This is a genomic window from Paenibacillus sp. FSL H7-0690, from assembly GCF_037980415.1.
In the GTDB taxonomy this organism is placed as follows: domain Bacteria; phylum Bacillota; class Bacilli; order Paenibacillales; family Paenibacillaceae; genus Paenibacillus_AQ; species Paenibacillus_AQ odorifer.
The window spans coordinates 6,284,670-6,308,119 of the sequence record NZ_CP150281.1 but is presented as its reverse complement, the minus strand read 5'-3'; the positions used below and the strand labels follow the sequence as shown (position 1 = coordinate 6,308,119).

Annotated in this window: 22 protein-coding genes and 1 other annotated feature; all 22 genes read left to right on the top strand. The window is 45.5% G+C overall.

What is annotated here, in order from left to right; translation table 11 throughout:
• The 22 genes from disA (at window position 1) to rpoC (ending at window position 23,402) form a co-directional block, all read left to right on the top strand.
• Window positions 1–1,077, top strand: coding sequence for a DNA integrity scanning diadenylate cyclase DisA (gene disA, locus MHI32_RS27895; RefSeq protein WP_036680475.1), 1,077 nt, complete (start codon window positions 1–3; stop codon window positions 1,075–1,077).
• 64 nt (window positions 1,078–1,141) lie between these two features.
• Window positions 1,142–1,879, top strand: coding sequence for a CDP-diacylglycerol--serine O-phosphatidyltransferase (pssA, locus tag MHI32_RS27890; protein ID WP_036680477.1), 738 nt, complete (start codon window positions 1,142–1,144; stop codon window positions 1,877–1,879).
• A gap of 177 nt (window positions 1,880–2,056) precedes the next feature.
• Window positions 2,057–3,145: a PIN/TRAM domain-containing protein gene (locus MHI32_RS27885; protein WP_036680481.1), complete on the top strand. Its 1,089-nt coding sequence runs from the start codon at window positions 2,057–2,059 to the stop codon at window positions 3,143–3,145.
• A gap of 95 nt (window positions 3,146–3,240) precedes the next feature.
• On the top strand, window positions 3,241–3,939 hold the full coding sequence (ispD, locus tag MHI32_RS27880; protein WP_076130021.1) for a 2-C-methyl-D-erythritol 4-phosphate cytidylyltransferase: 699 nt from the start codon (window positions 3,241–3,243) through the stop codon (window positions 3,937–3,939).
• Entirely contained in the window at window positions 3,936–4,424 is a 489-nt protein-coding gene (gene ispF, locus MHI32_RS27875; protein ID WP_036680486.1) for a 2-C-methyl-D-erythritol 2,4-cyclodiphosphate synthase, read from the top strand. Before ispD ends, ispF begins: the two co-directional genes overlap by 4 nt.
• 51 nt (window positions 4,425–4,475) lie before the next feature.
• Window positions 4,476–5,939 (top strand): glutamate--tRNA ligase, encoded by a 1,464-nt coding sequence (gltX, locus tag MHI32_RS27870; RefSeq protein WP_036680487.1) that lies wholly within the window; start codon window positions 4,476–4,478, stop codon window positions 5,937–5,939.
• A 553-nt stretch (window positions 5,940–6,492) separates the two neighbouring features.
• The gene (gene cysE, locus MHI32_RS27865; protein ID WP_036680489.1) at window positions 6,493–7,185 is read left to right on the top strand and encodes a serine O-acetyltransferase; all 693 of its coding nucleotides are present in this window, start codon (window positions 6,493–6,495) and stop codon (window positions 7,183–7,185) included.
• A gap of 49 nt (window positions 7,186–7,234) precedes the next feature.
• Window positions 7,235–8,641 (top strand): cysteine--tRNA ligase, encoded by a 1,407-nt coding sequence (gene cysS / locus MHI32_RS27860; RefSeq protein ID WP_076130023.1) that lies wholly within the window; start codon window positions 7,235–7,237, stop codon window positions 8,639–8,641.
• Entirely contained in the window at window positions 8,638–9,072 is a 435-nt protein-coding gene (locus MHI32_RS27855; RefSeq protein WP_076099622.1) for a ribonuclease III domain-containing protein, read from the top strand. The genes cysS and MHI32_RS27855 overlap by 4 nt, the downstream gene beginning before the upstream one ends.
• 36 nt (window positions 9,073–9,108) lie before the next feature.
• Window positions 9,109–9,873 carry a 23S rRNA (guanosine(2251)-2'-O)-methyltransferase RlmB gene (gene rlmB, locus MHI32_RS27850; RefSeq protein ID WP_076105935.1) on the top strand — a complete coding sequence of 255 codons (765 nt, stop codon included), beginning with the start codon at window positions 9,109–9,111 and terminating at the stop codon, window positions 9,871–9,873.
• Window positions 9,874–9,875: 2 nt separating this feature from the next.
• On the top strand, window positions 9,876–10,397 hold the full coding sequence (locus tag MHI32_RS27845; protein WP_036680494.1) for an NYN domain-containing protein: 522 nt from the start codon (window positions 9,876–9,878) through the stop codon (window positions 10,395–10,397).
• Window positions 10,398–10,555: 158 nt separating this feature from the next.
• Window positions 10,556–11,200, top strand: coding sequence for an RNA polymerase sporulation sigma factor SigH (gene sigH, locus MHI32_RS27840; RefSeq protein WP_036680496.1), 645 nt, complete (start codon window positions 10,556–10,558; stop codon window positions 11,198–11,200).
• Window positions 11,201–11,590: 390 nt separating this feature from the next.
• Complete coding sequence (gene rpmG, locus MHI32_RS27835) at window positions 11,591–11,740, top strand: 50S ribosomal protein L33 (protein WP_076099620.1); 150 nt, start codon at window positions 11,591–11,593, stop codon at window positions 11,738–11,740.
• A gap of 20 nt (window positions 11,741–11,760) precedes the next feature.
• The gene (gene secE / locus MHI32_RS27830; protein ID WP_036680497.1) at window positions 11,761–11,952 is read left to right on the top strand and encodes a preprotein translocase subunit SecE; all 192 of its coding nucleotides are present in this window, start codon (window positions 11,761–11,763) and stop codon (window positions 11,950–11,952) included.
• A gap of 21 nt (window positions 11,953–11,973) precedes the next feature.
• Complete coding sequence (nusG, locus tag MHI32_RS27825; RefSeq protein ID WP_036680499.1) at window positions 11,974–12,507, top strand: transcription termination/antitermination protein NusG; 534 nt, start codon at window positions 11,974–11,976, stop codon at window positions 12,505–12,507.
• Between the two features lie 74 nt (window positions 12,508–12,581).
• Complete coding sequence (rplK, locus tag MHI32_RS27820) at window positions 12,582–13,007, top strand: 50S ribosomal protein L11 (RefSeq protein ID WP_036680502.1); 426 nt, start codon at window positions 12,582–12,584, stop codon at window positions 13,005–13,007.
• Between the two features lie 82 nt (window positions 13,008–13,089).
• Complete coding sequence (gene rplA, locus MHI32_RS27815; protein WP_036680504.1) at window positions 13,090–13,782, top strand: 50S ribosomal protein L1; 693 nt, start codon at window positions 13,090–13,092, stop codon at window positions 13,780–13,782.
• 67 nt (window positions 13,783–13,849) lie between these two features.
• Window positions 13,850–14,002: a sequence feature (ribosomal protein L10 leader region), on the top strand.
• 64 nt (window positions 14,003–14,066) lie between these two features.
• Window positions 14,067–14,570, top strand: a complete 504-nt coding sequence (rplJ, locus tag MHI32_RS27810) for a 50S ribosomal protein L10 (protein ID WP_076099619.1) — start codon at window positions 14,067–14,069, stop codon at window positions 14,568–14,570.
• Between the two features lie 65 nt (window positions 14,571–14,635).
• Window positions 14,636–14,995 (top strand): 50S ribosomal protein L7/L12, encoded by a 360-nt coding sequence (rplL, locus tag MHI32_RS27805; RefSeq protein WP_036680508.1) that lies wholly within the window; start codon window positions 14,636–14,638, stop codon window positions 14,993–14,995.
• 111 nt (window positions 14,996–15,106) lie between these two features.
• Window positions 15,107–15,706: a class I SAM-dependent methyltransferase gene (locus MHI32_RS27800; protein ID WP_076186625.1), complete on the top strand. Its 600-nt coding sequence runs from the start codon at window positions 15,107–15,109 to the stop codon at window positions 15,704–15,706.
• Between the two features lie 422 nt (window positions 15,707–16,128).
• On the top strand, window positions 16,129–19,674 hold the full coding sequence (gene rpoB, locus MHI32_RS27795) for a DNA-directed RNA polymerase subunit beta (protein WP_038573461.1): 3,546 nt from the start codon (window positions 16,129–16,131) through the stop codon (window positions 19,672–19,674).
• 116 nt (window positions 19,675–19,790) lie between these two features.
• A complete protein-coding gene (rpoC, locus tag MHI32_RS27790) occupies window positions 19,791–23,402 on the top strand; it encodes a DNA-directed RNA polymerase subunit beta' (protein ID WP_340011450.1) in 3,612 nt (1,203 codons plus the stop codon).
• Window positions 23,403–23,450: the final 48 nt, after the last annotated feature.

Sequence of the window (23,450 nt, the reverse complement as noted above, 5' to 3'; positions counted from 1 at the left end):
ATGAAAGAATATAACCAATTAGAGAATATGAATGATCTGCTCAGACTGGCGGCACCGGGTACACCTTTTCGGGAAGGTTTGGAGAATGTGCTGCGCGCTAAGACAGGGGCACTTATTGTCGTAGGGTACAGTCCTGAGGTGATGGACGTAGTGGATGGTGGATTCTCCATTAACTGCGATTTTTCACCCAATTATTTATATGAGCTAGCTAAAATGGACGGAGCTATTATTCTAAGTGAGGATTTAAAGCGTATATTGTATGCTAATACACAACTTATACCGGATTCCTCTATCTCATCCATCGAGACGGGGATCCGTCACCGGACCGCGGAGCGGGTAGCGAAGCAAACGGGTAAGCTGGTGGTTTCCATTTCACAACGCCGCAATATCATCACGCTCTATCAAGGCTCGATACGTTATGCACTCAAAGAGATCGGGGCTATTTTGGCAAAGGCTAACCAAGCGATTCAGACACTCGAGAAGTATAAAGCAGTGCTCACGCAAGGACTGACGAATTTGTCAGCTTCAGAATATGAGGGCATTGTTACCGTTGCTGAAGTAGTGGGTGTTATCCAGCGTGTAGAGATGGTTTTGCGCATAAAAATGGAGATCAAACGCTATATCAACGAATTGGGCAACGAAGGACGCCTGATCAGCATGCAGATGGAAGAACTGGTTGGAAATACAGAGGAAGAAGCATGGCTTCTATACAGAGACTATGCTAAGGAAGAGCAGGAAGATAAAATCCGTGAAATTATCGCCGGTCTCAAACGGATAAGCGATGATGATCTGATGGATGATAACCATATTGCCCGTATACTGGGTTATTCCTCTACGGCAATTACCTCTGAAGAAGTGGTGACTCCACGTGGTTATCGCCTGCTTAACAAAATTCCGCGGCTTCCGAATGTGATCATTCACAATCTGGTGGAGCGGTTTGAAATGCTGCCTAATTTGATGTCCGCAAGCATAGCTGAATTGGATGAAGTGGACGGAATTGGGGAGGTGCGGGCCCGTAATATTCAGGATGGGCTCAAACGTTTACAGAAGCAAGTTCTTATTGACAGGCAAATGTAAATAACATACAATCACGTAATATTGGGGACGTTAAAGGCCAAAGTTAGAAAATTGAGGTGAAGAAATGATACAAAAATCAATTCCGAGTCTTTTTACGATAGGTAATTTGATGCTCGGAATGTTTGGTATCATGATGGCGTTTGACGGTAAGATTAGCATGGCCGCTATCATGGTTATTATTGCTATGCTGTTAGACGGCTTAGATGGTCGAGTAGCTCGCGCTCTAAAATGCGAAAGCGAATTTGGCAAGGAGTTGGACTCCTTATCTGATGTCGTTTCTTTCGGAGTCGCACCGGCCGTTATTTTGTACGTCTCAAGCCTGCAGGATTTGAACTCTGCATTAGGCTGGACAGTAACTGCGATTTTTCCGGTGTTTGGTGCTTTGCGCTTAGCCCGTTTTAATGTTCGTCCGGGGGTTCCGGGTTATTTTATCGGTTTGCCAATTCCTGCTGCAGGTGGTGTACTGGCCACATTAGCTCTTTTTAATAAAGATGTTTCGGCTCCGTTTATGATCGTTGCTACACTGCTCTTATCCTATTTGATGGTCAGCACTGTTAAATATCCTAACTTCAAAAAGATTGGATTGCCGAAAAAAGCGGTGGTTGGAGCGCCAGTGGTTATTGTTGTTGCAGTGGCTGTAGCTGTTGTGTTCCCAGAGCAAATCGCTAAGCTGATCTTTGTCTTACTTGGAATTTACGCATTATACGGCTTTAAGCAAAATATTGATCGGTTGACAGCCAGACGCCGTCATCGTCGTCGTAGCCGTTCAGAGGATAAAGTGTATCATTCCAAGAACGGTTAATCGGTCCAAAAGGTAAGGTAACTGAATAAATTATGACCAAAGGTTTTGTCTTCCCTGGGGGATGGCAAAGCCTTTTTGCATTTCCAGCGCTACCCCAAGTTTATCGTCTTGAAAATTGGAACATACTGGTGAGGAATAGATCCATTTAGGATGAATAAAAAGGAGGTGCGTTAGGTTATGTGGAAAAAAGTGATTTTGTCTTTTGCCTTAATATGTGGTGCTTGGTCAGGTTTTTCGCTATACCATGCGCTCGAAAGAGGATTCCCCAAGGGGATGGAAAAGCTGGGTGAAAGCTTACCTGTAGAAGGAAGCATTTTATTTACGGTGCTGGGTGCCATTATTTTTTTGTTTGCGGGGTCTTTATGCGCGGAATGGGGAGGTTCAAAACTGCGGGAGGCGGTTCACTACTGTTCGCGTATTCCAATGAATGAATTAGCTGCAAGTGCAGCTGGGCTAACAGGGGGGCTTCTGTTATCTCTCCTGTTATACCCTGCAATGATCTGGCTTGGGAAAGCTGGGCAGCTGCTGCAAGTGCCAGCTACGTTAGCTTTTGGATATCTGGGGCTGCGGATCGGTTTGGAGAAAAAAGAGGAGCTAGCTGCACTGTGGACATCTGGACGCTGGGGTCAAGCGGCTGAGCCGGAAGGCCGCGGGCTTGAGGAACATAAAATTCTCGACACAAGTGTTATTATCGATGGAAGAATCGCTGACATTTGTAAGACGGGATTTATTGAGGGAACCATTGTCATACCTGAATTCGTGCTTGAAGAGCTCCAGCATATTGCTGATTCCTCGGATCTGTTGAAGCGGAACCGGGGACGGCGTGGGCTTGATATTCTCAATAAAATTCAAAAAGAGCTTGATGTGAAGGTATTGATCTATGAGGGAGATTTTGAAGAAATCTCTGAGGTTGACAGTAAGTTAGTGAAGTTAGCGAAGGTACTCCAAGGTAAAGTAGTCACTAATGATTTCAACTTAAATAAGGTTTGCGAATTGCAGGGTGTTTCCGTTCTGAATATTAACGATCTGGCGAATGCTGTGAAGCCTGTAGTGCTGCCTGGTGAGGAAATCGTAGTTCAGGTCATTAAGGATGGCAAAGAACATGGGCAAGGGGTAGCCTACTTAGATGATGGAACGATGATTGTTGTAGAAGGCGGACGTGAATATATCGGGACTACGATGGAGGTTCTGGTCACTAGCGTGCTGCAAACTTCGGCTGGCCGAATGATATTTGCTAAGCCAAAACTTTTGGAAAAAGCGCAATAAGTGAAGATAAAGTGTATGGGGACTGTCCTATGGGTTGGAAATGCCCGCCAAACACGTTATGATGGGATTATACGTGAAAGACAGGAGCCAGATTAATGTCAAACAGTGTGGGCGTCGTCATTGTGGCGGCAGGCAGAGGAACGCGAATGGGAACTGCGGAGAGCAAGCAATATTTGTTACTGCAGGGGAAGCCGATTATCGTTCATACGCTGGAGGTATTCCAGCAGCACGAATTGATCTCTGAAATCGTGCTCGTAACCGGTGAAGAGGATATTGAACGCTGCCGGGAATGGATACAGCTCTATAAGCTGGACAAGGTTAAGGCTATAGTAACTGGTGGATCTGAGCGTCAGCATTCCGTACATAAAGGGTTGTTGAAACTTACGACACAGTGGGTAATGGTACATGATGGTGTTCGTCCGTTTGTACAGCCAAATGAAATTGAGGCTTGCTACGAACGAGCGAAGCAGATGGGTGCTTCGGTTCTTGCTGTACCCGTCAAGGATACGATCAAACAGGTGGATAATGAAGGACAAGTACTGTCTACGCCGGATCGGCGAAGTCTGTGGGCGATTCAAACCCCGCAGACTTTTCGTCTTTCTGATTTGCTGGAGGCTTATGCAGCGGCGGAGCGGGATGGCTTTCTGGGCACCGATGACTCCAGCTTGGCGGAGCGTGCGGGGATTCCGGTTTCTGTGGTAGAGGGAAGCTACAGAAATATTAAGATTACGACACCTGATGATTTGGATTATGCAGAATTCACAGAAAGAAACAGGGGAGAGGGACAATCATGATCGCTGTAGGACAAGGATTTGATGTGCATCAGCTGGTAGAGGGCAGGCCTTGTATTATTGGGGGAGTTACGATTCCATACGAAAAAGGATTGCTTGGGCATTCCGATGCAGATGTGCTGCTACATGCAGTTAGTGACGCGATTCTAGGCGCACTTGGACTTGGTGATATTGGCAGACATTTTCCGGATACAGATCCAGCTTTTAAGGACGCAGATAGCTTGAAGTTATTAGAAGAGGTATGGGCACTTGCTCGTGAGCGAGGATATAAGCTGGGAAATATCGATTCAACGATTATCGCCCAAAAGCCTAAGATGGCTCCGTACATTCCACAAATGACCGAGATTATCGCACGTGCGCTTAATGCTGACCCGTCCAAGGTGAATGTTAAAGCTACTACAACTGAGCAGCTTGGTTTTGCCGGACGCGGCGAAGGAATTGCCGCACAATCTATTGTCTGTCTACTCCAAGATGTGATATCATCTTGAGATGGTCTAAGTAGTAAATTAAGTTCAACCATATGAAGCGGAGGGAATACAATGACGGATGAAGTCCGGGTGCGTTACGCACCGAGCCCTACGGGACATTTACATATAGGTAACGCCAGAACGGCGCTGTTTAACTATCTGTTCGCCCGTAATAAAGGCGGTAAATTCATTATCAGAATTGAAGATACAGACGTAAAGCGCAATGTCGCTGGTGGTGAAGAGAGCCAGCTTAAGTATTTGAAATGGCTGGGTATGGATTGGGATGAGAGCGTTGATGTGGGCGGAGAGTACGGACCTTATCGTCAGACAGAACGTCTTGACTTATATCGTGTACATTGGCAGGATTTGCTGGACAGAGGTTTGGCTTACCGCTGCTATTGCACAGAGGAAGAGCTGGAAGCGGAACGTGAAGAACAGACTGCCCGCGGAGAAACGCCTCGTTATTCTGGCAAACACCGTGATCTGACTGAAGAGCAACGTTTAGCTTTTGAAGCTGAGGGACGAGTGGCTAGCATTCGCTTCCGTGTGCCAGAAGATCGTACGTATGCGTTTGATGATCTCGTAAAAGGCAGTATTTCTTTTGACACAAAAGAAATGGGTGACTTTGTTATTGTGAAGAAGGACGGAATTCCGACCTATAACTTCGCGGTAGCTGTTGACGATCATCTGATGGCTATTACTCACGTATTGCGTGGAGAAGACCATATTTCCAACACACCCCGCCAGCTTATGATCTATGAAGCGCTTGGCTGGGAGCCACCTTTATTTGGTCACATGACGCTTATTGTTGGCGACAACCACAAGAAGCTCAGCAAACGGGATGAATCCGTTATTCAGTTTATCGAGCAATATGATGAATTGGGTTACTTACCTGAGGCTCTGGTTAACTTCATTTCTCTGCTTGGCTGGTCTCCAGAGGGAGAAGAAGAGATCTTCAGTAAAGAAGAACTTATTTCTATTTTTGATGCGGACCGTTTGTCCAAAAGCCCGGCTGTATTCGATAAAAACAAGCTGGCGCATCTGAATAATCATTATATTAAGCATGCTGATCCTAAACGGATCTCTGCGCTAGCTATTCCACATCTGCAAAAAGCGGGTAAAATACCTGCTGAGCTGAACGAAGAGCAACAAGCATGGGCGGAAAGCCTTGTCGCGTTGTATCAAGAGCAGATGACTGCAGCTTCTGACATCGTGGCGCTATCGGAACTGTTCTTCCGCAGTCACCTAGAATTAGAAACGGAAGCAGCACAGGTTCTGGCTGAAAGCCAAGTTCCTGAGGTATTGTCTGCTTTTCTGGCTAAGGTTGAAGCCTGTCAGGATTTCAGTGCAAGCAACATGGCTGTTCTGATTAAGGAAGTACAGAAAGAAACAGGTCATAAGGGCAAAGCACTCTTTATGCCAATTCGTGTGGCTCTGACCGGACAAACGCACGGACGTGATCTTAATATAACCATTGCTTTGCTCGGCAAAAACCGGGTCATCGAACGTTTGAAATCACAAATTAAGGGCGCTTAAGGTCGTATTTCATACGACTAAACCCCCTTGTCAGTATCTTGTCTTTTGCGCTAAGATAGAATTATATGATAATAGCTGTGATCAGGAGAAGTACGTCCATTGAAGACAATTGCCAGAGAGAATAACCGAGAAAGGGACACCCTTTCGGGCTGGGAGTTATTCATTTGTCCGGGGCAGAACATGCGCCTGTGAGCTGCACGGTTGAATGACCTTTTTAAGGCTCATTAGATCGCGCCGGGAACGTCGCCGTTAATGATGCCAAGTGGAACGAAGAAATTCTGCCGTTTGTTACAATAGCGGCTCATTTGATTCGTTCAAGCAGAGTGGAACCGCGGTTAAACGTCTCTGCAGCATTATGCTGCAGGGGCGTTTTTTGTCTAAATATAAGCAAAAATAATTTTCATACAATACTCTTTGTCTTATATTTCTACGAGATAACAAACCAAGCGAACACTCACCGCATATGTATGATAAGGATGATGGGCCTGGAGACAATACCTTTCTTATGTACCTGTAAACAGGAGATAAGGAAGTTAAGAAGAGAGGAACCGTGATGTTTAAGCATATTAAGTCGGACATTCGGGCGGTATTTGATAACGATCCTGCTGCCCGCAGCTGGTTCGAGGTTGTCTTCACATATGCCGGCTTGCACGCCATTTGGGGTCACCGGATCGCCCACTCTTTTTTCAAACGCCGCTGGTATACAATGGCTCGTATGGTTTCGCAGTTTAGCAGATTTATGACTGGTGTTGAGATCCATCCTGGAGCTGTCATCGGAAATAGGCTGTTTATCGACCATGGTATGGGGATTGTTATTGGAGAAACCTGCGAAATCGGTGATGATGTTATAATCTATCAAGGGGTTACGCTTGGAGGAACAGGAAAAGAAAAAGGTAAGCGACATCCCACGGTCGGCAACAATGTAGTTATTGGTTCCGGTGCGAAGGTTTTAGGATCTTTTCGTATTGGTGACAATTCAAATATAGGTTCGAATGCAGTTGTGTTGCGTGAAGTGCCTAACAACAGTACAGTAGTAGGGAATCCAGGTCGTGTGGTAAAACGTAATGGAGAACGGGTATCCGATCGGCTCGATCATACGAAGATGCCTGACCCGCTTGTCGATTCATTGCGGTTTTTGCAGAAAGAAATCGAAGAAATTAGGGAAAAGCTTGGCGCAGAAGATAAACAAAAAACCGCACAGCGGATAGCAGAAGCTCAGCAGTATATTGGTGACTACGAAATTTAAGCATCCCGGTATTAAGGAATCCGGAAGAACAGAAAGGGCTGGAATAAGGATGGCTTTACAAATATATAACACAATGACACGCAGCAAGGAGCAGTTTGTGCCCCAGGAGCCGGGCAAAGTTAAGATGTATGTGTGTGGTCCAACCGTTTATGGATATATGCATATCGGAAATGCTAGACCTATAATTGTTTTTGATATGGTCCGGAATTACTTGGAGCAGTTAGGTAATGAGGTGCGGTATGTTACGAATTTCACGGATGTCGATGATAAACTGATTCGCAAAGCCGAAGAAATGAACACTACTGTAGCAGAGGTAGCGGAAACTTTCATTGCTGCTTACCGTGACGACCTGGAAGGGCTTGGTGTTAAACCGGCAACCTTGAATCCCCGTGTAACGGAAAGCATGGAGCTGATCATTGGATTTATTAAAGAGCTTGAGGAAAAAGGATACGCATACGAAAGCGGCGGCGATGTATATTACCGCACTTCAAAATTTGAAGACTACGGTAAATTATCTCGTCAGAATCTGGATGAGCTGCAGTTTGGTATCCGTGTTGAGGTGGACTCACGTAAGGAAAAACCGGAGGATTTTGTGCTTTGGAAAGCAGCCAAACCTGGTGAAGTGCACTGGAGTAGCCCTTGGGGAGACGGACGTCCCGGCTGGCATATTGAATGCTCGGCTATGGCGCGAGAGTTCTTGGGAGATACGATTGATATCCATGGTGGTGGACAAGATTTGCAGTTCCCGCATCATGAATGTGAATGCGCTCAGACCGAAGCTCTGACTGGTAAACCACTCTCTAATTACTGGATGCATAATGGATTCATCAACATCGGGGACGAGAAAATGTCGAAATCGCTCGGTAATGGCTGGCTTGTAAAAGACATCCGTGAGCGTTTTAAAGCAGGAGCTATCCGCTATTTCATGCTATCGACCCATTACCGTAACCCGCTGAATTTCTCAGAGGAATCTATGACTTCCGCCGAAAAGAGCGTTGAACGGATCACGCTTGCAGAGAGTAACGTTAAACATCGGCTTGAACTCGCTGCTGATGGTGCTCAAGGTGAGGTCAACTCAGAGATTAATGATAAGCTGTCAGCTATAGTGGCCAATTTCCATGCTAGAATGCAGGATGACTTTAATACGCCTGATGCGATCACGGCTATGTTCGATTGGGTGAGCCTGGCAAACCATACGCTTGCGAATAACGAGGCTGCTCCTGCTGATTTTGCTGCATTACTGCAAGCTTTTGGCGAAATGAATGCTGTGCTGCGATTGACGCCTGAACTGGAAGAGGAAATAGCAAGTGAAGAAGTTGAACGGTTGATCGCCGAGCGGGTTGAAGCTCGTAAGAATAAGAATTGGAGCCGGTCTGACGAGATCCGTGATGAATTAGGCCGCTTGGGCATATTGCTTGAGGATACTCCACAAGGAATGCGGTGGCGTCGTAAATGAGTGAGGAACGCAAGTTTGATAACGGATGGTTTCCTTATGAGCCTTCCAAACCTGCGCGACTACTTTCGCCTATTGTTCTAGCTTATGTAGGAGATGCTATCTATGAGGTGGCTGTTCGCCAGTATTTAGTATCTCTTCCGAATTTGCGTCCGAACCATTTGCATCGTTCTGCTACAGGGCTGGTATCCGCTAAAGCACAGTGTGCAATTCTGAACTTTTTGGAGCCTAGTCTCACGGAAGAGGAGAAGGATGTCGCCCGTCAGGGAAGAAATGCGAAATCGGGAAGTGTTCCTAAGAATGCGGATGTGCTTGAATACCGTCATGCTACAGCTTTTGAGTGCTTGATTGGTCACTTGTACTACACAGGACAACAGGAGAGAATAGAAGAAATTGTGCACAAGGGTATACAGTTTATGTTGAAACAGCCGTGATAGGCTTTGGTGAAATAGAAAATAGGAGAAGTGAACATGGAAGAAGAATTGAAGACTGAAGAGGAAATATTGGCAGGGAAGCATTCTGTGCTTGAAGCGCTTCGTGCTGGTCGTACATTAAATAAAATTTGGATTGCAGAGACAGCCCAGAAGCATCTGACAGCACCCATCGTTGCAGAAGCCCGGAAAGCGGGAATTGTCATTCAGCATGTGGACAAGCGTAAGCTGGATCAACTGGCACCAGGCGTGCAGCATCAAGGGGTGGTTGCACAAGCAGCACCATTTGCCTATGTTGAAGTGGATGATCTGTTAGCTATAGCAGAAGCCAAAGGGGAACCGGCATTCCTTATTTTGCTTGATGAAATTGAAGATCCCCATAACCTGGGCTCGATTCTGCGGACGGCGGATTGTACTGGAGTACATGGGGTAATCGTACCTAAACGCCGTTCGGCTCAGATAACTGCGACCGTGTCCAAAACATCCGCGGGTGCTGTGGAGTATGTTCCGGTTGCCCGGGTTACAAACCTGGGTCAGACCATTGACCGTCTAAAAGAGCAGGGAGTCTGGGTAGTAGGAACAGACGTGGATACCGATCAGAATCTATACCAATCCGATATTTTCACGGGTCCGGTAGCTGTTGTAATTGGCAATGAGAATAAAGGAATGGGACGCCTGATTCGTGAAAAATGTGATGTACTTCTTAAGCTGCCGATGGCCGGAAAGATCAATTCATTAAATGCCTCTGTCGCCGCAGGAGTCATTATGTATGAAGTGATACGCCGCCGGCAACAGCAGGGATAGCTATGGCCGACTGGCGCGATGTGCTGCTTGTGGATGGATATAACATGATCGGTGGCTGGCCGGAACTTGTGGCACTGTCCCAGATTGGTATGCAGGAAGCACGCGACCGCTTGATGGATTTGCTGGCAGATTACCAGGCTTTCTCTGGACGAAGAGTTATTGCTGTTTTTGATGCATACCGTGTTCCGGGGTTGGGAAGGTCTTTTGTCCAGGGTAAGGTCCAGGTGTACTTCACCAAGGAAAAAGAAACCGCAGATGAATGCATTGAGCGACTGGTTGGGGAATATAGCAATCGGCGCCGGCAGATCTATGTGGCTACGAGTGATTTTATAGAGCAGCATATTATTTTTGCACAAGGTGCATTGCGAATTTCGGCAAGGGAATTGCATCTGGAAATTGAAGAGAATCAGAAACAAGTAAAAAAAGCTATTGAACCTGGCGGTGTCAGTTCTACTCGTCATTCTTTGGAAGACAAACTGCCTCCCGATGTGCGCAGTAAGTTGGAAAAATGGCGCAGACAGTGAGATCGAGGAAGAATCAGGAAATATTTTATTCCAATTTATGCTATTCTAGATTGATTTTGGACAAACTCCGGTTGACGGTGGAAGGTAACATAATATATACTGATCCTATATTTCGCGAAGTAACGATGTGTCTTGCGTTGCAGCCGGGGGGATTCTTGGTGAGTGTCGACCTCAAGGAAATAATGCTGTCTGAGTATGATTTCATAAGTGATGAAGATATTGTCGAGGCTTTCCGTGGTGGCGACAGTGGCGCATTAGAACACTTGATTAATAAATACCGTAACTTTGTACGTGCTAAAGCCCGCTCTTATTTCTTGATCGGGGCAGACCGTGAAGATATTGTACAAGAAGGAATGATTGGTCTATACAAGGCTATTCGTGACTTTAAAGGTGACAAGCTCTCTTCATTCAAGGCTTTTGCTGAGCTCTGCATTACACGACAGATTATAACGGCTATTAAGACGGCCACTCGTCAGAAACATATTCCGCTGAACTCTTATGTTTCCTTGGACAAGCCCATTTATGACGAAGATTCTGATAGAACACTTATGGATGTCATTTGTGGAACACAGGTTCTAGATCCAGAAGAGCTAATTATTAATCAAGAAGAATTCATTGGTCTTGAAGATAAGATGGCGGAGATTCTAAGTGACTTGGAGCGCAAGGTTCTGATGTTGTATTTAGACGGAAGATCCTATCAAGAGATTGCTGAAGATCTTAAGCGGCATGTAAAGTCTATTGATAACGCTCTACAACGAGTAAAAAGGAAATTAGAAAGATATCTAGAAGTACGTGACAATTGATGATATAATGAACAAGAGAGGGCTCGGACATCGAGTTCTTTTTTTTAGTCTTTTTGAAATCACTCGGATAGAATTAGGTGCTTGCACCATAAATTACTATTTGAGCCGATTTTAGTCGTTGCCGTTGAAGGTAGGTTTATACACAGACGGAATACCCCATAATGGTAAGGAAGACAGCGAAGTGTGAGGAAGAGATAGACCCAAAGACAGGGTACGGCCATATGACTACTAAACCCGGAATTACCCAGTGCAGAACGGAATTCTTTCGTTGACACAGACCTTGACATTATGCTAAAGTGTTTTAGGTAGGCCTAAATTCGCGGCTTTTTTTAGGATCAATATTTGCGTCTTCTAATGTGAATTAGAAGGACGTCTCGGGAGGTGCACATCATGCGGGTAATTATCACTTTGGCTTGTACAAGTTGCAAACAAAGAAACTATGCGACTACCAAAAACAAGCGAAATCACCCCGACCGCATGGAGATGAAGAAATTTTGCAAGTATTGTAACTCGCAAACTCCTCATCGCGAAACCAGATAGTCTGTGGAGGTGTAGTCGGCATGAAACGTAGTTTCAAGTCTATGTTTTCCTTTTTCACTGAGAGCTGGAGTGAACTCAAAAAGGTTCGCTGGCCAAGTCGTAAAGAATTGACCAACTATACATTGATCGTTCTCGGTACGATTGTAGTTGTCGCTATTTACTTCTGGGTTCTGGACATCGGTATTTCCGCTGTGATTGAAGCGATTATTTAGAGAGGTCCCAGGTGGCTTGATATGGAAAAAAGATGGTATGTCGTTCATACCTATTCTGGGTATGAGAATAAGGTCAAAGCCAATTTGGAAAAGCGCGTTGAGTCCATGGGCATGGAAGACAAAATATTCCGCGTTCTTGTTCCTATGGAAGAAGAAATCGTAAACAAAGACGGTAAGAAAAAAACCGTTATGCGTAAGGTTTACCCCGGATATGTTTTGGTGGAAATGGTTCAGACTGATGATTCCTGGTATGTTGTCCGCAATACTCCGGGCGTTACTGGATTTGTTGGTTCGACAGGCTCAGGGTCTAAACCAACAGCTTTGCTTCCGGAAGAGGTAGAACAAATTCTGAAGCATATGGGCATGGTTGAACCTAAAGCGAAGATTGATTTCGAAATCAAGGAATCCGTACGTATTATGGTTGGTCCGTTTGCGAATTTTGTGGGCTCCGTGGAAGAAATTTTGGCTGACAAGAGCAAGATCAAAGTGCATGTTAACATGTTTGGACGGGAAACCCCGCTAGAGTTGGATTTCACTCAAGTGGAGAAAATATAACATAAGCTAGGGTTTCTTGTGGGAGAGCGCTATTGGCGTTCGAAGACCACTATTTTTGCAAGGAGGTGTCACTCATGGCTAAAAAAGTTATTAAAATGGTGAAACTGCAGATTCCTGCAGGGAAAGCGAATCCAGCGCCTCCAGTAGGTCCGGCGTTAGGTCAAGCAGGTGTCAACATCATGGCATTCTGTAAGGAGTTTAATGCTCGTACTGCCGACCAGGCTGGCTTGATCATTCCGGTTGAAATTACAGTATTTGAAGACCGTTCCTTTACTTTCATCACTAAAACTCCTCCGGCTGCTGTTCTGCTTCGCATCGCTGCTAAAGTAGAAAAAGGATCCGGCGAACCAAACAAGAAAAAAGTAGCAAAAATCGGCCGCGCTGCGGTACGTGAAATTGCTGAAACAAAAATGCCTGACCTTAACGCTGCAACTGTTGAAGCTGCAATGCGTATGGTTGAAGGTACTGCCCGCAGTATGGGTATCACAATCGAAGACTAGTAGTTTTCGAAGAATCGGTCATTCGTGACCCGCAAGTATGTGGGAGGAATTTCCGCTAACACCACAAAGGAGGAACATTTTCATGGCTAAACATGGTAAGAAATACCAAGAAGCTGCTAAGCTGATCAACAGCGAAGCAACTTACGAGCCTTCAGAAGCTGTAGAGCTTGTGAAAAAGGCAGCGACTGCTAAGTTCGACGAAACCGTTGAAGCAGCAGTTCGTCTGGGTGTAGACCCACGTAAACAAGACCAAGCAGTTCGTGGTGTTGTTGTCCTGCCTCACGGCACTGGTAAAACACAACGCGTGCTTGTATTTGCAAAAGGTGAAAAAGCGAAAGAGGCTGAAGCTGCTGGCGCTGATTTTGTTGGTGATCAAGACATGATCAACAAAATTCAACAAGGCTGGTTTGAATTTGATGTCTGCGTAGCTACACCTGATATGATGAGTGAAGTCGGTAAACTGGGTCGTCTGCTTGGTGGTAAAGGTCTTATGCCTAACCCTAAAGCTGGCACAGTTACATTCGATGTTTCCAAGGCTGTGCAAGAAATCAAAGCCGGTAAAATCGAATACCGTCTCGACAAAGCAGGTCAAATTCACGCGCCAATCGGCAAAGTGTCCTTTGATGCTGCACAATTGAACGATAACCTTAAAGCTCTTATCGACGCTTTGAACCGTGCGAAACCAGCTGCTGCTAAAGGTGTATACCTTAAAGGCATCTCGATTTCTTCCACAATGGGACCTAGCGCTCGTGTGAACACAACCGTCTTCAGATAATTAAGGGTTGACTCTTTGAGTCAATTTTGATAATCTATAACAGTTGTGAAACTTAAGGTATCAATCTTAACCTTGAATATGCTTACCGTAGACAGTAGGTGCCTTAGTGCTTAATTTCCTACCGAGGTGTTGTGATAGAAACAAGAAGTAACGAGCTCGCTCGTATAACTTTCGTTTTATCAAGCCTTCGTGATTCTGCGGAGGCTTTTCTACTGCCTGCGTAGGAGCGGTGAAGCTTTCCTTGGAAAGAACGCCGACACATAAATTTTCAGGAGGTGTATACATTGGCAAATGCAAAAGTAATTCAAGCAAAACAAGACGCGGTTGACGTCGTTACTGCAAAACTGCAAAACAGTCTTTCGACTGTTGTAGCTGACTACCGTGGATTGAACGTTTCCCAAGTGACTGAACTGCGTAAGCAACTTCGTGAAGCTGGCGTTGAGTTTCAAGTCCTGAAGAACACATTGCTGCGTCGCGCAACTGCTGCGGCTGAGTTGAGTGAATTGGATGAAGTTTTGACTGGTCCAACAGCTATCGCATTCAGCACAACTGATGCAGTAGCACCAGCTAAAATTTTGAACGATTTCGCCAAGAAAAACGACGCTTTGAAATTGAAAGGCGGCGTAGTTGAAGGTCGTGTCATTGACGCGGAACAACTGAAAGCACTGGCTGAGCTTCCATCCCGCGATGGTTTGCTGTCCATGCTGCTTAGCGTACTTCAAGCTCCAATGCGCAACTTCGCGCTTGCAGTTAAAGCTGTTGCTGAAAAAGAAGAACAAAGCGCGTAAGCCTTTGACTCTTGCAGCATAATCAATACCACAAATAAATTTAAATATAAAATGGAGGTTCAATCATGAGTAAAGAAGCAATCTTGGAAGCAATTAAAGGCATGAGCGTATTGGAACTGAACGACCTGGTTAAAGCAATTGAAGAAGAATTCGGCGTAACTGCAGCAGCTCCAGTAGCAGCTGGCGGTGCAGTAGCAGCAGTAGCTGAAGAGCAATCCGAATTTGACGTAATTTTGACAGGCGCTGGCGCTTCCAAAATCAACGTTATCAAAATCGTTCGCGAAATCACTGGTCTTGGCTTGAAAGAAGCTAAAGATCTTGTAGACAACGCACCAAAAGCAATCAAAGAAAAAGTAAGCAAAGACGAAGCCGAAGCTACTAAAGCAAAATTGGAAGAAGCAGGCGCAGCTGTAGAAGTGAAGTAATTCCTTCTATTACTGAAAACCCCTTGAACTTGTTCAAGGGGTTTGTTTTATAAATAGAGTTAGTAGGGCGTATATACCAACTGCTAACATAATAGGAAAGGGAGGAAAGAGATGTCGCAACATTATTATTCGCAGCAGCCGGAAGTACGTCATGACAGACGTAGCATTGATACCGTACTAAGAGGCAAAAGCTTTCGTTTTACGAGCGATGCCGGTGTATTCTCTAAAGGGGACATCGATTACGGTAGCCGAGTTCTTATTGAAGCTATGATAATTCCGGACGGTTCAGCGGTGCTTGATGTAGGTTGTGGTTATGGGCCGATTGGATTAAGTGCAGCATACCTAGCTCCCAAAGGACATGTAACCATGATTGATATTAACAGTCGTGCGGTAGAACTGGCGCGTGAGAATGCTCAGCACAATGGAATCCGGAATGTTACGATAATGGAAAGCGATGTGCTCGGCGCATTGAATGAGCAGCAGAAGTTCGATGTGATTCTAACTAATCCTCCGATTCGTGCAGGAAAAGCTGTAGTGCATAAGATTTTTGAAGATGCGTATGAACATTTAAATGAGGGTGGCTATCTGTGGATTGTGATTCAGAAGAAGCAGGGCGCTCCATCCGCAGTGGCAAAACTAGAAAGCTTGTTCTCAATGGTGGAAGAAGTGGGGAAAGACAAAGGCTATCGTATTATTAAAGCGCAAAAATAAAATACAATAGGTTATTGACATGTGATAGTGATAATGGTATTATTATAAAATGTCAGTATTAAGATAGGCTCCATGTCTTTAGTTTGCTGAAATGTCAAGCAATATATTGTCGCCCGGCTAGCGCATGCCGCACGGCAAGTTTTTGCGAGTTGGTTGTCTATGCTCTAACGTAGCAAATGCTGCGTGGTAATAGATAATAGCGCATAAACTATTGCTTGGTGACGTATAATATGTACGTTTTGGGCAAATCTACTTGATAAGGAGTATTTTGGTCATGGATAAATGCGCTCTTTTTTCGAAGATTTCGATAAGGGCTTTTCTTTTATTTATGACTGAATCCTTGTAGTATGGTTCCATTATACGGTTCCAAACAAGGGTTCGCAATCAATTTTTAAGTGAGTAGACATGAGGGGTGAGTAAAGTTGGCAGGACATCTTGTTCAGTATGGTCGACGCACTCGGCGGAGCTATGCGAGAATTAACGAGGTACTCGAGGTCCCGAACCTGATCGAGATCCAACAAAAATCTTATGATTGGTTTTTGGAGGAAGGATTGCGGGAAATGTTTCAGGACATCTCGCCGATCCAGGATTTCACAGGTAATTTGGTACTAGAGTTCATTGATTACAGCCTGGGTGAACCGAAATATACGGTTGACGACGCTAAAGAGCGGGACGTAACGTATGCGGCTCCTCTGCGTGTAAAGGTGCGGCTCATTAATAAAGAGACCGGTGAGGTTAAAGAGCAGGAAGTGTTCATGGGAGATTTCCCGCTGATGACGGAGACCGGCACTTTTATTATTAATGGTGCGGAACGGGTTATTGTCAGCCAGTTGGTTCGCTCTCCAAGCGTCTATTTCAGCACAAAAGTGGATAAGAACGGCAAAAAAACCTACACCGCCACAGTAATCCCGAACCGCGGAGCCTGGTTGGAACTTGAAACCGATGCTAAGGACATTATGTATGTTCGTATCGATCGGACTCGTAAAATTCCTGTTACCGTACTTTTGCGTGCTCTCGGTTTCGGTAGTGATGCCGAAATTCTGGAATTGCTTGGCAATGATGAATATATTCGCAATACGCTGGATAAAGACAACACGGACTCCACGGAGAAGGCGCTTATTGAAATTTATGAGCGTTTGCGTCCGGGCGAACCGCCGACACTAGACAATGCCAAAAGTTTGCTGGTTGCGCGTTTCTTTGATCCAAAACGCTACGACCTAGCTAATGTAGGCCGTTACAAAATCAATAAAAAGCTACACATTAAGAACCGTCTTTTCAATCAGCGTCTTGCTCAGCCTTTGGTTGACGACTCTACTGGAGAAATCCTGGCAGAATCCGGCCAAATGGTCGATCGTAGACTGCTTGATGAATTGATTCCATATTTCGAAAAGAATGTTGCCTTTAAAAACTACCGTGTTACTGGTGGAGTTATGGACAGCGAAGATATTCCTCTTCAAACAATTGACGTATTCTCGCCAATTGAAGAAGGCCGGGTTATTAAGCTGATCGCTAACGGCAATATCGACAAATCTGTTAAGCATATTACTCAAGCTGATATTATATCCTCAATCAGCTACTTTATTAATTTGCTTCACGGAATTGGCAATACCGATGATATTGACCACTTGGGTAACCGTCGTCTGCGTTCTGTAGGTGAACTCTTGCAGAATCAGTTCCGTATCGGTTTGTCCCGGATGGAACGTGTTGTACGTGAAAGAATGTCGATTCAGGATGCTAATGCGATTACGCCTCAGGCTCTGATCAATATTCGTCCGGTCATCGCGTCTATTAAAGAGTTCTTCGGTAGCTCCCAGCTGTCTCAATTTATGGATCAGACGAACCCGCTTGCGGAACTTACGCATAAACGTCGTCTGTCCGCCCTCGGACCTGGTGGTTTGACACGTGAACGCGCGGGCTTTGAAGTTCGTGACGTCCATCACAGTCACTACGGTCGGATGTGTCCAATTGAAACGCCGGAAGGTCCAAACATCGGGTTGATCAACTCCTTGTCTACCTTTGCCCGCATCAATGAATACGGCTTTATTGAAGCTCCGTATCGTTGGGTGGATCCGAAGACTGGTAAGGTGACTGAGCAAATTGACTATCTGACTGCTGATGAGGAAGATAATTATGTAGTTGCTCAGGCTAACGTGTTGATCGAAGAAGATGGCACCTTTAAAGAAGACATGGTAATCGTTCGTTACAACAAAGACTCAGACAACATTACAACGATGCCAAGTAATCGTGTCGATTACATGGACGTTTCGCCTAAACAGGTTGTATCTGTCGCTACGGCGCTCATTCCGTTCCTTGAGAACGATGACTCCAACCGCGCACTGATGGGATCTAACATGCAACGTCAAGCTGTTCCGCTTCTAATTCCAAAAGCTCCGCTGGTCGGAACAGGGATGGAACATAAATCCGCTAAGGATTCTGGCGTATGTATCGTTTCCAAGTATGACGGTATTATCGAACGTTCTTCAGCTAATGAAATTTGGCTGCGTCGCGTTGAGACTGTCGAAGGCAAGGAAGTTAAAGGCGATATCGTTAAATATAAATTACACAAATTTATGCGTTCTAACCAAGGTACCTGTATTAACCAACGTCCTCTAGCTAAAAGAGGGGATATTGTTAAGAAGGGTGATATCCTGGCAGACGGTCCTTCCACAGAAATGGGCGAACTTGCTCTTGGCCGTAACGTAGTCGTTGCGTTCATGACTTGGGAAGGTTACAACTACGAGGATGCGATCCTGTTAAGTGAAAAGCTGGTTAAGGAAGATGTATATACTTCGATTCATATCGAAGAATACGAATCTGAAGCTCGCGACACTAAATTGGGACCTGAAGAAATTACGCGCGATATTCCGAACGTCGGCGAAGAAGCTCTGCGCAATCTTGATGAGCGCGGAATCATCCGCATCGGTGCGGAAATCAGTGCTGGTGACATTCTGGTGGGTAAGGTTACTCCTAAGGGTGTAACTGAACTGACAGCAGAAGAACGTCTCCTGCACGCTATCTTTGGTGAGAAAGCTCGTGAAGTACGGGATACCTCTTTACGCGTTCCTCATGGTAGTGATGGTATTATCGTGGACGTTAAAGTCTTTACACGTGAGAACGGCGATGAGCTGCCTCCTGGTGTAAATCAATTGGTTCGTGTCTACATCGCTCAGAAACGTAAGATCTCTGAGGGAGACAAGATGGCCGGACGTCACGGTAACAAGGGTGTCGTTGCCCGTATCCTGCCAGAAGAAGATATGCCGTTCCTTCCGGACGGTACGCCAGTACAGGTTGTTCTTAACCCTCTGGGCGTTCCTTCTCGTATGAACATCGGACAGGTGCTTGAGGTCCATATTGGTATGGCCGCATTGCGTCTGGGAATTCACATTGCAACGCCGGTATTCGACGGAGCGCGTGAGTACGACGTGTTTGATACGATGGAAGAAGCAGGTATGCAGCGTAATGGTAAAACTGTACTGTATGATGGCCGTACAGGTGAACGCTTCGAACGTGAAGTTACTGTCGGTGTCATGCACATGATCAAACTGGCGCACATGGTTGATGATAAGATTCACGCCCGTTCAACAGGACCTTACTCACTAGTTACGCAGCAACCATTGGGTGGTAAAGCTCAATTTGGTGGACAGCGTTTCGGGGAGATGGAAGTGTGGGCGCTTGAAGCTTACGGTGCTGCATATACATTGCAAGAAATTTTGACCGTGAAATCCGATGACGTGGTTGGTCGCGTGAAGACGTACGAATCCATTGTCAAAGGTGAAAATGTACCGGAACCAGGTGTTCCTGAGTCGTTCAAGGTATTGATCAAAGAACTGCAGTCCCTGGGTATGGATGTTAAGATTCTTAGCGGTGACGAGCAGGAAATTGAAATGAGAGAATTGGACGATGAGGACGAGACGTCAGGCGACAAACTAAGCCTCAATTTAGAAGGTTCAGAAGTCGGAGTAGAATAATCAAGCTGGAGCTTAAAAGTTCCATTTTATAAAGGACCGCACGCCCTCTTTTGATGTAACAGTCAGAAGAGGGCAAAGCGGTACTAAATCAGGATTAGGTTAAGGAGGGTTGCTCCTTGTTGGACGTTAACAATTTTGAATTTATGAAAATCGGACTCGCTTCTCCGGAGAAGATTCGTTCATGGTCCCGCGGAGAAGTTAAGAAACCGGAAACCATTAACTATCGTACGTTGAAACCGGAAAAAGAGGGTCTTTTCTGTGAGCGTATCTTTGGACCACAAAAAGACTGGGAATGTCATTGCGGTAAATACAAACGTGTCCGTTATAAGGGCGTAGTCTGCGACCGTTGTGGCGTTGAGGTTACCCGTGCTAAAGTTCGTCGTGAACGTATGGGTCACATTGAATTGGCCGCTCCGGTATCTCATATCTGGTATTTCAAAGGTATCCCAAGCCGCATGGGGCTTGCACTAGATATGTCTCCAAGATCACTTGAAGAAATTATCTATTTCGCATCTTATGTTGTAACGGATCCAGGTGAAACTCCACTGGAAAAGAAACAACTTCTGTCCGAGAAAGAATATCGTAGCTACCGTGAAAAATACGGTTATGGTTTCCAAGCCGGCATGGGTGCTGAAGCTGTTAAAAAGCTTCTTCAAGATATCGACATTGATAAAGAGCTGGAATTCCTCAAAGAAGAACTGCGTACGGCCCAAGGCCAACGCCGTAACCGGGCGATCAAACGTCTGGAAGTCATTGAAGCGTTCCGTAACTCCGGCAACAAGCCTGATTGGATGATCATGGATGTTCTTCCGGTTATTCCTCCGGAGCTTCGTCCGATGGTTCAGTTGGATGGTGGCCGTTTTGCTACGTCTGATTTGAATGATCTCTATCGCCGTGTTATTAACCGGAACAACCGTCTGAAAAGACTGCTTGATCTCGGTGCTCCTGACATTATCGTGCAGAACGAAAAACGGATGCTCCAGGAAGCTGTCGATGCTCTCATCGATAACGGCCGTCGGGGACGTCCGGTAACCGGTCCTGGTAACCGTCCGCTTAAATCGCTCAGCCATATGCTGAAAGGTAAACAAGGACGTTTCCGCCAGAACTTGCTCGGTAAACGGGTTGACTACTCTGGACGTTCCGTTATCGTAGTAGGACCGTACCTTAAGATGTATCAGTGCGGACTTCCTAAGAAAATGGCGTTAGAATTGTTCAAGCCTTTTGTTATGAAAGAATTGGTCAATAAGGGTCTTGCCCACAACATAAAGAGCGCGAAACGTAAAGTTGAACGCGTAAGTCCTGAAGTTTGGGATGTACTCGAAGAAGTAATTAGAGAACACCCAGTACTTCTAAACCGCGCACCAACACTTCACCGTCTCGGTATTCAAGCATTTGAACCGATCTTGGTGGAAGGTCACGCTATTCGTCTTCACCCACTCGTATGTACGGCGTACAATGCCGACTTTGACGGTGACCAAATGGCGGTGCACGTTCCTCTGTCTGCAGAAGCTCAAGCGGAAGCACGCATTCTTATGCTTGCATCTGGTAATATCTTGAACCCTAAAGACGGTAAGCCAGTTGTAACACCTTCCCAGGATATGGTCCTTGGTACTTTCTACTTGACCATGGATAACAAGGAAGAAAAGGGTAGTGGTATGATTCTGCGTACCGTTAACGAAGCTGTATCAGCTTACCAACGCGGAACTGCAGGACTTCATGCTCGTGTTGCTATTCCGGCTAAAGCACTTGGCAAAACATGCTTTACGGAAGAACAACAAAATGCAATGTTGATTACTACGGTCGGTAAGATCATTTTTAATGAAATCTACCCAAGTAGTTTCCCTTATATCAACGAAGCAACCAAAACTAACTTGCTGCACGGCACACCAGAGAAATACTTTATCTACGAAAAAGGCGCGAACATTCGCGAGCTGATTGAATCCGCTCCAGAAGCCAGTGCTGTAGGTAAAGAATATCTGGGTCTGATTATTGCTCGTTGTTTTGAAACTTATCACACAACCAAAACTTCTATGATTTTGGATAAAATTAAACAACTCGGATTCACTTACTCCACACGTTCTGGTGTTACAGTTGCCGTGTCGGACGTTATTGTCCCTGAGGAGAAAGTTACCATCCTGAAAGAGTCTGAAGCTAAGGTTGATGTGGTTGCTAACCAATATCGCCGTGGTTTGATCACCAATGACGAACGGTATGACCGTGTTATTGAGATCTGGTCGAAGACTAAGGATGATCTTACGAACATCCTGCTTAAGTCGATGGACCGTTTCAACTCTATCATGCTCATGGTTGACTCTAAAGCGCGTGGTAACAAATCGCAGATCACTCAGCTGGGTGGTATGCGTGGTCTGATGGCAACACCTTCAGGTCGGATTTTCGAATTGCCAATCAAGGCGAACTTCCGTGAAGGTCTTACCGTCTTGGAGTACTTTATCTCCACTCACGGAGCGCGTAAAGGTCTTGCCGATACCGCACTTCGTACCGCTGACTCAGGGTATCTGACTCGTCGTCTTGTTGACGTTGCCCAGGACGTTATTGTCCGTGAAGAAGATTGTGGAACCGATAAAGGCTTCACAGTTAGTCGTATTCAGGATGGTAAAGAAGTTATCGAAGATCTGTATGACCGTATTGAAGGTCGTTACTGCTTCGAAACTGTTCGTCACCCAGAAACAGGCGAAATCATTGTTCACCGCAATGATTTGATTGACTCCGATAAAGCGGAGTCAATTGTAAACGCAGGTGTAACTAAGCTGCAAATTCGTTCTGTACTGAGCTGCCGTGCCCGTCATGGTGTTTGTAAGAAATGTTACGGACGTAACTTGGCAACTGGTAAACACGTTGAGATTGGTGAAGCAGTTGGTATTATTGCCGCACAATCTATCGGTGAACCAGGAACCCAGCTTACAATGCGTACGTTCCATACCGGCGGTGTTGCCGGTGATGACATCACTCAAGGTTTGCCGCGTATTCAGGAGTTGTTTGAAGCTCGTAACCCTAAAGGTCAAGCTACAATCAGTGAGATCGATGGCGTAATCAAGGAAATCCGTGAAACCAAAGACCGTCGCGAAATCGAGGTTCAAGGTGAAGCAGAATCCAAGACTTATTCCATTACTTATGGTTCACGTCTACGTGTTAGCGAAGGCCAAGAAATCGAAGCCGGCGATGAGCTGACAGACGGTTCGATTGACCCTAAAGAAATGCTGCGTATCAAAGGGATCCGTGGGGTACAAAACTACATTCTGCAAGAAGTACAGCGTGTATACCGTAACCAAGGCGTTGAGATCAATGATAAGCACATTGAAGTTATGATCAAGCAAATGCTTCGGAAGATCCGTATCATTGACGCAGGTGACACAAGTCTGTTGCCAGGTGCATTTGCGGATATTCATGAGTACGAAGGTGCTAACAAGGAAGCTATCTTGTCTGGTAAAGAGCCTGCTGTTGCTAAACCAGTCTTGCTCGGTATTACCAAGGCGTCTCTTGAAACTGATTCCTTCTTGTCAGCTGCATCATTCCAAGAAACTACTCGTGTCCTAACAGACGCTGCTATCAAAGGTAAAGTAGATAAGTTGCTTGGACTTAAAGAAAATGTTATTATCGGTAAGTTGATTCCTGCAGGTACTGGGATGAACCGTTACCGTAACGTTAAGCTAAGTGATCCAAATGCAGAAAGCGAACTTGAATCTTTAGAGACGGTTCCTGCTGAATAAATTAGCAATCATGGTAGTGTGCTCATGTCATACCTACTCATAGGTGTG

What these genes read in the sequence shown, in the direction of transcription:
- disA (WP_036680475.1), top strand. Translation starts at nt 1, where the DNA reads ATGAAAGAATATAACCAATTAGAGAATATGAATGATCTGCTCAGACTG.
- pssA (WP_036680477.1), top strand. Translation starts at nt 1,142, where the DNA reads ATGATACAAAAATCAATTCCGAGTCTTTTTACGATAGGTAATTTGATG.
- MHI32_RS27885 (WP_036680481.1), top strand. Translation starts at nt 2,057, where the DNA reads ATGTGGAAAAAAGTGATTTTGTCTTTTGCCTTAATATGTGGTGCTTGG.
- ispD (WP_076130021.1), top strand. Translation starts at nt 3,241, where the DNA reads ATGTCAAACAGTGTGGGCGTCGTCATTGTGGCGGCAGGCAGAGGAACG.
- ispF (WP_036680486.1), top strand. Translation starts at nt 3,936, where the DNA reads ATGATCGCTGTAGGACAAGGATTTGATGTGCATCAGCTGGTAGAGGGC.
- gltX (WP_036680487.1), top strand. Translation starts at nt 4,476, where the DNA reads ATGACGGATGAAGTCCGGGTGCGTTACGCACCGAGCCCTACGGGACAT.
- cysE (WP_036680489.1), top strand. Translation starts at nt 6,493, where the DNA reads ATGTTTAAGCATATTAAGTCGGACATTCGGGCGGTATTTGATAACGAT.
- cysS (WP_076130023.1), top strand. Translation starts at nt 7,235, where the DNA reads ATGGCTTTACAAATATATAACACAATGACACGCAGCAAGGAGCAGTTT.
- MHI32_RS27855 (WP_076099622.1), top strand. Translation starts at nt 8,638, where the DNA reads ATGAGTGAGGAACGCAAGTTTGATAACGGATGGTTTCCTTATGAGCCT.
- rlmB (WP_076105935.1), top strand. Translation starts at nt 9,109, where the DNA reads ATGGAAGAAGAATTGAAGACTGAAGAGGAAATATTGGCAGGGAAGCAT.
- MHI32_RS27845 (WP_036680494.1), top strand. Translation starts at nt 9,876, where the DNA reads ATGGCCGACTGGCGCGATGTGCTGCTTGTGGATGGATATAACATGATC.
- rpmG (WP_076099620.1), top strand. Translation starts at nt 11,591, where the DNA reads ATGCGGGTAATTATCACTTTGGCTTGTACAAGTTGCAAACAAAGAAAC.
- secE (WP_036680497.1), top strand. Translation starts at nt 11,761, where the DNA reads ATGAAACGTAGTTTCAAGTCTATGTTTTCCTTTTTCACTGAGAGCTGG.
- nusG (WP_036680499.1), top strand. Translation starts at nt 11,974, where the DNA reads ATGGAAAAAAGATGGTATGTCGTTCATACCTATTCTGGGTATGAGAAT.
- rplK (WP_036680502.1), top strand. Translation starts at nt 12,582, where the DNA reads ATGGCTAAAAAAGTTATTAAAATGGTGAAACTGCAGATTCCTGCAGGG.
- rplA (WP_036680504.1), top strand. Translation starts at nt 13,090, where the DNA reads ATGGCTAAACATGGTAAGAAATACCAAGAAGCTGCTAAGCTGATCAAC.
- rplL (WP_036680508.1), top strand. Translation starts at nt 14,636, where the DNA reads ATGAGTAAAGAAGCAATCTTGGAAGCAATTAAAGGCATGAGCGTATTG.
- MHI32_RS27800 (WP_076186625.1), top strand. Translation starts at nt 15,107, where the DNA reads ATGTCGCAACATTATTATTCGCAGCAGCCGGAAGTACGTCATGACAGA.